This window comes from Mangrovibacterium sp., from assembly GCF_059905295.1.
This window is the reverse complement of record NZ_JBZQJF010000284.1, coordinates 1-8,164: the sequence shown is the minus strand read 5'-3', so window position 1 is coordinate 8,164 and position 8,164 is coordinate 1. Positions and strand designations below refer to the sequence as shown.

Sequence of the window (8,164 nt, the reverse complement as noted above, 5' to 3'; positions counted from 1 at the left end):
TTACAACATAATCCTCCGCCAGTAAACAGTATTTGTGTGTTTCGTAATATGTTTAATCCCTGCATTTTTTCACATTTGGTAAAAAATAGTTGAAAAATAAGTGGTATGGCGGAAAGGTTGGAATGGTAGAATGACGCAGTTGAAAATGGCACCATCGGGTGGGAAAGCTTAAAAGCGTTTGAGATTAATTGCGATGTAGGGGCTTAAAAAGCTTTTTGATTTCCGGTTTTATCGCCTTTGGGGTTCGCATTTGCTAAATCGTGAAAACGGATTAAAAACGGAATCAATTCATTCAAAATAAATTATCTTTGCGATCAGTTATTGACCACGTGTTCTTGATAACCACGTAAAAAACAAGAGTTATGAGAAATAAAGTATCTGTTTTATTCCTGTTGACGGGCGTATTATTCGCAGCCAGTCTGTTAATCGCAAACATTTTAGCATCGAAGATTATCCTGATCGGACCGTGGTCGGCTCCGGCAGGTGTGTTGATTTTCCCGATCACCTACATCATCAACGATGTGATTGCCGAGGTGTGGGGCTATGCTAAAGCTCGTTTAATTATTTGGGCTGGTTTTGCCGTGAATGTGTTAGCCGCTTTTTTCTTTGCCATTGCCATTGGTGTGCCGGCAGCTCCTTTTTACGAGCATCAGGAAGCCTTTCAAACGATTCTGGGGAGTTCTATCCGGCTGGTGTTTGCCAGTTTGTTGGCCTACATGACCGGCTCGTTTCTGAATGCCTATGTCATGAGTAAGTTTAAGCTGATGACCAAAGGGAAAGGGTTTTCATTACGTGCCATTGTTTCAACGCTGGCAGGTGAAGGAGCCGACTCTTTGATTTTCATCTTTGTCGCATTTGTTGGGGTTTTCCCCTTGTCGGTTATTGCAGGGATGGTCGTTACCCAGGCGTTATTGAAGACAGCCTACGAAATAATTATTTTACCTTTTACCATTTTGGTTGTTAATAAGGTGAAAGAAATTGAAGGGGTTGATACCTTCGACGAAGAGGTTTCGTACAATCCTTTCCGCTTAAAACAGATTTAAAGAAGAAAAGATGAGTGATAAAAGAAAAGCATTGGTAGTTTTCTCAGGAGGACAGGACTCAACAACCTGCCTGTTTTGGGCGAAACAAGAGTTTGACGAAGTTGAAGCGATTTCATTCGATTACGGACAGCGGCATAAGCTGGAACTGGAAATTGCCGCTAAGATTGCCGGCGACGCGGGTGTTCCGCTGCGAATTCTGAAACTGGATATGCTGGGACAGATTACCAATAATGCCTTGACAAACCCGGATCTGGAAGTCGAAGCTGATAAGCCGGATAACCGTCCGCCAAATACCTTGGTTGAAGGGCGTAATATGTTGTTCCTGACCTATGCTGCCATCTATGCCAAGTCGAAAGACATTCACAACCTGGTGACAGGTGTTGGACAGGCTGATTACAGTGGTTATCCCGACTGTCGCGATGAGTTTATTCGCTCCCTGAATCAGACCTTGAACCTCTCAATGGATTTCCCCTACGAAATTCATACGCCGCTGATGTGGAAGAACAAGGAAGAAATCTGGCAACTATCGGATGAGTTAGGTGTATTTGACCTGGTGCGTACGCAGACCCTCACTTGTTATAACGGAATTGTCGGTGATGGTTGCGGACATTGCCCTTCGTGTAAATTACGCCGAAATGGCCTGGAGAACTATCTCGCCAAGAAAGGCTAGAACTTTAAACTCGAAACTTGGAACTTAAAACTTGGAATTTGCAACATGAAACATTTAGGTAACGAAACCAACTACGCGTTTAATTATAGTCCGGAAGTGCTGGAAACATTTGATAATAAACATCCCGAAAATGATTATTGGGTGAAGTTTAATGCACCGGAGTTTACCAGCCTGTGTCCGATTACCGGGCAGCCCGATTTTGCGACGATTTATATCAGCTATATTCCGGGGGCCAAAATGGTGGAAAGCAAATCACTTAAACTCTATCTGTTCAGCTTTCGGAATCATGGCGATTTTCATGAGGATTGTATCAACATTATCATGAAAGACCTGATCAAACTTATGGATCCGAAATACATTGAGGTGTGGGGAAAATTTTTGCCACGCGGTGGAATCAGCATCGATCCGTATTCGAACTACGGGAAGGCGGGCACAAAATTCGAAGAACTAGCCTGGTACCGAATGCAGAATCACGACTTAAATCCCGAAACAATTACCAACCGATAATTTTCAAAGCTCCGACTTTCGGAGCTTTTTTCATTTTTCAACGTCTTCATTTATTGTTTGATGGGGCTGTAAGGCTTAGCTGTTGCCGGTTTTTAATACTTTTTAACGTAGGGGAAACGGTTCTGCGGATGGACTTATAGGAGCAAATAAACAATAAATCCTTTTAAAAAAGTAATCATGAAGATTTTGAACTTCTTAATGCTGCTAATTCTGATCCCTACATTCAGTTTTGCACAAAAAGAAAATGAGCACCAATCAAGTTATACTTATAAAGTGGGGGATGTTTTCCTGGGGCTCAGTTCCGGTGTCGATAATAATATGAATGCCTTGCGAACGGAAGCAACCAGCGATTTTACCTTCGATCCCATTAAGCGACGTTATAACATTTCTTTCGATGCCGGTATTATGGCTACCGAACGACTGCGTCCCCGTGTTGAGTTTCAATATCACCGCCTGGCCTACGGACAATGGTGGACCGGGTGGGAAAATTCGAGTTATACAACCTTTGAGTATACCAAAACGAAGGTTAACTACTTTGGCTTTAACCTGCATCTCGACTATTTGTTGTTTGGGAAAAATTCCCGCTTTAAAATGTTTATATCCCCTGGTTTAGTTACCGAACTTGCGATGGGAGCAAGCTACAAGACTTTAAAAACCGATGGCGATAAATCATCGAGTAAGTTTTCAGGCTTAGGCACTTATTACCCGAAAAGTATTGCGGGAGGTTCTTTGCAAGCCATCTTTAAATATCATGTGAATGAGAATTTTGCCTTTACCCTTACGCCGGGGTATAATGCTTATTTACGGAAGTTTACCGATGCCAGCGATAGCCCTTACCAACGTTTTAACCTCAATGTGGGTGTTGAACTGCGACTTCATTAAACCGAATCAACCCTAGTATTTTTTTCATACAGATCGATAAAAGAGTGGCTGCAGCTGGTAGTCACTCTTTTTATCTTTTGGTGTAAACAGTTCAAATCATTGGCGCAATTTTGGTATTTTGACGGATCAAAAATAGATCGAGCCAATGAGAACCTTTGTCTTTTGCCTTTTACTGATTTGCTTGAATAGCTGGTCTGCGGGTGCACAACCAGTAACGAATACCTCCGATTTGATTGGACAGTTGCAGGAGTTGGTTAAGCAGAAAGACTTTTTTGCATTGAGGGATGCCTACAAGCTGGACAAAGAGCATTTGCCGAAAGCCTACGAAATGTACTTTGGATCCATTCTTGAAACGGTTTTTAATCATCCTTCGAAGTCGAATGAGCTGATCACTGACTTGTTGAAAGCTGATCCTCAGCCTTTGTCGCCTGATTGGTTGAAGCGGATCTATTCCATCAAGCTGCAGAATCATATCGATTTGTTTGAGTATGCAAAAGCTGAAAATACCAACCGGTTTATAGTCGCTACTTATGCCGATCTTTTAGACTCGACTGAAGTTGAGGAGTACCGGAACTCGCAGAAAATATGGCATGCTTTAAAAGATGCTCCCAAACAGGAAATTATCCGCACCGGCGATTTCTATGGCAAACTAAACCGCGATAAGATGGGCTTACTGCGGATTAATACACAAATTGGAGATGATAGTCTTTCGATGATCTTCGATACCGGTGCTAATTTTTCGGTGATGCAGCGTTCGGTAGCTGAGCGCTTAGGACTGAAGATCCTAAATACTCAATTTGAGGTGACTGCAGCAACCGGGCAAAAGGTGAAAAGCGACCTTGCTGTTGCTCCGGAAATTTCTTTCGGTGGTATTCATCTGAAGAATGTTGTCTTTCTTGTTTTCAACGATCAGGACTTATCCTTTCCGCAAATTGATTATCATATCGAGGGGATTATTGGTTTTCCGGTTATTAAAGCCATGGAGGAAATTCAAATTGATAAAGACAATAACCTGCATGTACCACAAAACCCCGGTCGATACGACAATGCCAACTTTGCTCTCGATGGGTTGATGCCTGTTGTTGCGGTGAAATACCGGGGCGAGCAGTTGTGTTTTCATTTTGATACCGGAGCAACACATACCAGTTTATTTCCTCCTTTTTACCAGAAGTATCAATCCGAGATCGACCGAAAGTACAAACGGGAAAACCTCCATGCCGGGAGTGCCGGTGGCGAAACAACTTTCGAGGGCTATACAATTCGGAAATTACCAATCGAGATTGCCGGCGCTAAGGCAACGCTGAAGAAGATCCGCCTCAATGTGAACAAAACTGGGGTAGGCGACGATTTTTACGGGAACCTGGGACAGGATTACATTCAGCAGTTTCGCGAGTTTGTAATTAGTTTTAAGGATGCTGCCATTCGGTTTCGTTGAGTGTAAACGTAGAAAAACGTCCCGGGAACTTCCCGAAACGTTTTCAAAGTGATCTAAAATACTTATGAAAAAAAACCAAGGAGAATCTATACAATGAATAAAGCCAGCGCAGCTACGATGCCAATGCCTGTTACGACCAGTCCGCGTTTGAAATGAGTAGTTCCCGCTTTAAACATCCAAAACGAGGAAATCGCCAGAAACAGTAGTAATAGGCCAAAAGCAATAGCTCCGTAGTGGGTTAACTTTTGGCTCGATGTTTTGTGTAACTGGTTCAGCTTTTCAAGCCATGCCGGCAGCGATTTGGAGGTATAACTAACTTCGCCGGTTTGGTTGTTATAGGTGCCGTTGGAAAACGATACGATGTTGCCGTCTGTTTTTTCAATCTTTAATCCACGAATATGTAACTGTTGCTCCAAGTCACTGGCCGATAAATTAGGGGCGAGGGTCTTTTCAATTATTTGTTCTTTTTTCAGGAGGTCGGTATCGCGGTATACAAGCAATAAACCACTTAAACTGTAGATTACTGCTATGCCGATGACGAAGAACCCGACATCCCGGTGTAAAGCCCGCATCGTGCTTCTAATTGATCTTTTTTTCTTGATTTCCATTTTTAGTTGTTTTAATTGTCATTAAATCCCAAACGATCTGTTTAAGCTTTTTCCGGCCGGCATGTGTCTTTGACCTCACATTTGTTCTTTCGTTTAATTTGTGCCGATAAAAAAATCATTTTGTAGCTTTTTTAGGGGGAGTTGCAGTTTTGTTTGGCAGGTAATTTTATTTTATTCTTTCTTTTTGTCTTTGTTTTGACTTGAAAAGGATGCAATTCGTCGTAAAATACTTGCTTTGCAGAAGCACATTAACCAGAAATCATAAAAACAAACCCTGATTATGCAAGCCCGAATGAAACAACACCAGCTTTCAGCCGAAGCGGTTGAAGCACTGATGACAAAACAAGCTGTAGGACACCTGGCTACTCTAAACTCCGATGGTTTTCCGTATGTAACACCGGTACACTTTGTATTTACGGGAACCGAAATTCTGATTCACGGATTAAACCGCGGCCAAAAACTAACGAATATCCAGACAAACGATAAGGTTTGTTTTGAGGTTGAAGAGATGGCCGGCCTGATCCTGGACGACAAGGCCTGCGATGTAAATACAAAATATCAAAGTGTGATTGCTTTTGGTAAAGCCTCCATGGTGGAAGATACCGCCGAAAAGATTGAAGCGTTAAATAAGGTTGTTGCCAAATACACGCCACAGCTTTCCGGACAGGAATACCCGGATAATATGCTGAAAGGAACCGGTATTATTAAAATTACCATTGAAAGCATTACCGGAAAATATTTCGAATAAGCATTTCTGAAATATGTACAAGAGCTCCCGGAATTAATAGATTCCGGGAGCTCTTGTTGTTTAAAGACGACTCACCCGAATAGAGCCATTAACAATCATTGTGTTTGAGCGACTTATAATTAAGATTGTTTAACACGAATCTTTCCTATACTTGCAATCTATTTCAATTCAAACTTGTTGTTAGTGTGGAATATTCTGTATTCTTCATTTGACACTTACCTGTAAAATTGTGAAATTTACGTAGAAGGTAAATGATCTTTCAACTAAAAAAGGAGAAAGAAAATGAAAAAGACTTTTACAGACATTGGTGAGTTAAAAAAACTTTCCATCAATGATACCTTTAAAACGTTCTCTTCTGATGAAAACGGGCTTTCCGATTCAACTCTTCAAGAACGCTTAAATGATTACGGGTATAACGAGTTAGAAGAGAAAAAAGTCAATCCAATTGTTAAGTTTTTAAGTTATTTCTGGGGTCCAATTCCGTGGATGATCGAGGTGGCTGCTATTTTATCAGCCGTGATCCATCACTGGGAAGATTTCTGGATCATTTTTGTCTTACTCTTGTTGAACGCGAGTGTTGGGTTTTGGCAGGAGTATAAAGCCGGCGATGCTATTGAGCAGTTGAAAAAGAAGCTGGCTTTGAATGCCCGGGTGAAACGGAACGGGAAATGGCAGAAAATACCGGCACGAGAGCTGGTGCCGGGCGATGTGGTTCGTGTTCGGCTGGGCGATGTGGTGCCTGCTGATCTGAAGCTCTTTTCGGGTGACTATCTGTCAACCGACGAGTCAGCGTTAACCGGCGAATCACTTCCGGTAGATAAGCATGAAGCGGATTTGGCCTATTCGGGCTCGGTCGTTCGGCAGGGAGAAATGGACGGGCTGGTGGTAGCAACCGGCAGCGATACCTTTTTCGGTCGTACCGCCAAACTGGTTGGCGAGGCCAAAACGGTCAGTCACTTTCAGCGGGCGGTGGTTAAAATTGGCCACTACCTCATTATGATGGCTGTTTTTATGATTGCCTTGATTTTTCTCGTGTCGTTCTTCCGGCACGAAAGTTTTCTAGATACACTTCAGTTTGCCCTGGTGTTAACCATCGCCGCCATTCCGGTGGCACTTCCGGCGGTTTTATCGGTTACGATGGCTGTTGGTGCTTCGGCATTGGCTAAAAAGAAAGCCATTGTGAGCAAACTGGTGGCCATTGAAGAAATGGCCGGGATGGATATTCTTTGTTCGGATAAAACCGGAACCATCACCAAAAACGAACTGACACTGTCTGATGTTGTCCCTCGCGGCCAATTTACCGCCGACGATGTGCTGGTTTATGCCTCATTGGCTTCACGTGAAGAAGATAACGATCCGATTGACACGGCCATTATCAGCAAGACCAACTCACTGGATACTTCAACCCAAAAAATGAAAACATTCACGGTGTCGGATTTTAAACCTTTCGATCCCGTGATCAAAAGAAGTGAAGCGACTGCAATTTCGGCTGACAAGACAAAATTCAAGATATCGAAGGGAGCACCGCAGGTAATTCTGGCACTTCTTCCTGACAGCGAAAAAGAAAAAGTTGCCGATGAAATCAATCAGCAGGTTGACGAGCTGGCCGAAAAGGGTTTTCGGACTCTGGGAACAGCCCGAACAAATGAAAAGGGCGAATGGGAATATGTTGGCCTGATTCCGTTGTTCGACCCGCCACGCGACGATTCGGCCGAAACAATTAAAACCGCCTCGGCCATGGGCGTTAACGTGAAAATGGTAACAGGCGACCATACGGCTATTGCCAAACAGATTGCCCAGCAGGTGAATTTGAACAACCGGATAAGCGAAGCCTCCTTGTTTTTGGATAAGGGGGAAAAACAAGCCGCGCAGATTGTGGAAGAGGCGGATGGTTTTGCCCAGGTTTTTCCGGAGCATAAGTACCGGATTGTTGAATTGCTACAGGGCCGGAAACATATTGTAGGAATGACTGGCGATGGCGTAAACGATGCCCCAGCGCTGAAAAAGGCCGACGTTGGAATTGCCGTTGCAGGGGCTACCGATGCAGCTAAATCGGCTGCCGACATTGTGCTCACCTTGCCCGGCCTGTCGGTTATTATCGATGCTCTGAAAGAGAGCCGGAAGATTTTTCAGCGGATGAACAGTTATGCTATTTACCGCATTGCTGAAACCATCCGGGTGCTTCTGTTTATCACCCTGGCGATTCTGGTCTTTAATTTTTACCCGGTAACGGCGATTATGATCGTGTTGCTGGCACTGTTTAATGATGCA

8 protein-coding genes are annotated in these 8,164 nt (G+C 43.4%); 7 read left to right on the top strand and 1 reads right to left on the bottom strand.

The features are described from left to right. Positions 1–362 precede the first annotated feature (362 nt). From AC37HE_RS14630 to AC37HE_RS14610, 5 genes are all read left to right on the top strand, one after another. On the top strand, positions 363–1,043 hold the full coding sequence (locus tag AC37HE_RS14630) for a queuosine precursor transporter (protein WP_500783596.1): 681 nt from the start codon (positions 363–365) through the stop codon (positions 1,041–1,043). A 10-nt stretch (positions 1,044–1,053) separates the two neighbouring features. Continuing rightward, entirely contained in the window at positions 1,054–1,713 is a 660-nt protein-coding gene (queC, locus tag AC37HE_RS14625) for a 7-cyano-7-deazaguanine synthase QueC (protein WP_500783595.1), read from the top strand. A 45-nt stretch (positions 1,714–1,758) separates the two neighbouring features. After that, the gene (gene queF / locus AC37HE_RS14620; RefSeq protein ID WP_500783594.1) at positions 1,759–2,220 is read left to right on the top strand and encodes a preQ(1) synthase; all 462 of its coding nucleotides are present in this window, start codon (positions 1,759–1,761) and stop codon (positions 2,218–2,220) included. A gap of 177 nt (positions 2,221–2,397) precedes the next feature. Next, positions 2,398–3,102, top strand: a complete 705-nt coding sequence (locus tag AC37HE_RS14615; protein WP_500783593.1) for a hypothetical protein — start codon at positions 2,398–2,400, stop codon at positions 3,100–3,102. A 145-nt stretch (positions 3,103–3,247) separates the two neighbouring features. Then, positions 3,248–4,537: a pepsin/retropepsin-like aspartic protease family protein gene (locus AC37HE_RS14610; protein ID WP_500783592.1), complete on the top strand. Its 1,290-nt coding sequence runs from the start codon at positions 3,248–3,250 to the stop codon at positions 4,535–4,537. 86 nt (positions 4,538–4,623) lie between these two features. Here the strand turns inward: AC37HE_RS14610 and AC37HE_RS14605 are convergent, their stop codons facing one another. Continuing rightward, positions 4,624–5,145, bottom strand: coding sequence for a hypothetical protein (locus AC37HE_RS14605; protein WP_500783591.1), 522 nt, complete (start codon positions 5,143–5,145; stop codon positions 4,624–4,626). Between the two features lie 280 nt (positions 5,146–5,425). Between AC37HE_RS14605 and AC37HE_RS14600 the strand changes: the two genes are divergently transcribed. Next, positions 5,426–5,893 (top strand): pyridoxamine 5'-phosphate oxidase family protein, encoded by a 468-nt coding sequence (locus AC37HE_RS14600; RefSeq protein ID WP_500783590.1) that lies wholly within the window; start codon positions 5,426–5,428, stop codon positions 5,891–5,893. 282 nt (positions 5,894–6,175) lie between these two features. Further along, the coding region (locus AC37HE_RS14595) for a plasma-membrane proton-efflux P-type ATPase (protein ID WP_500783589.1) at positions 6,176–8,164 on the top strand (1,989 nt) is incomplete at its 3' end.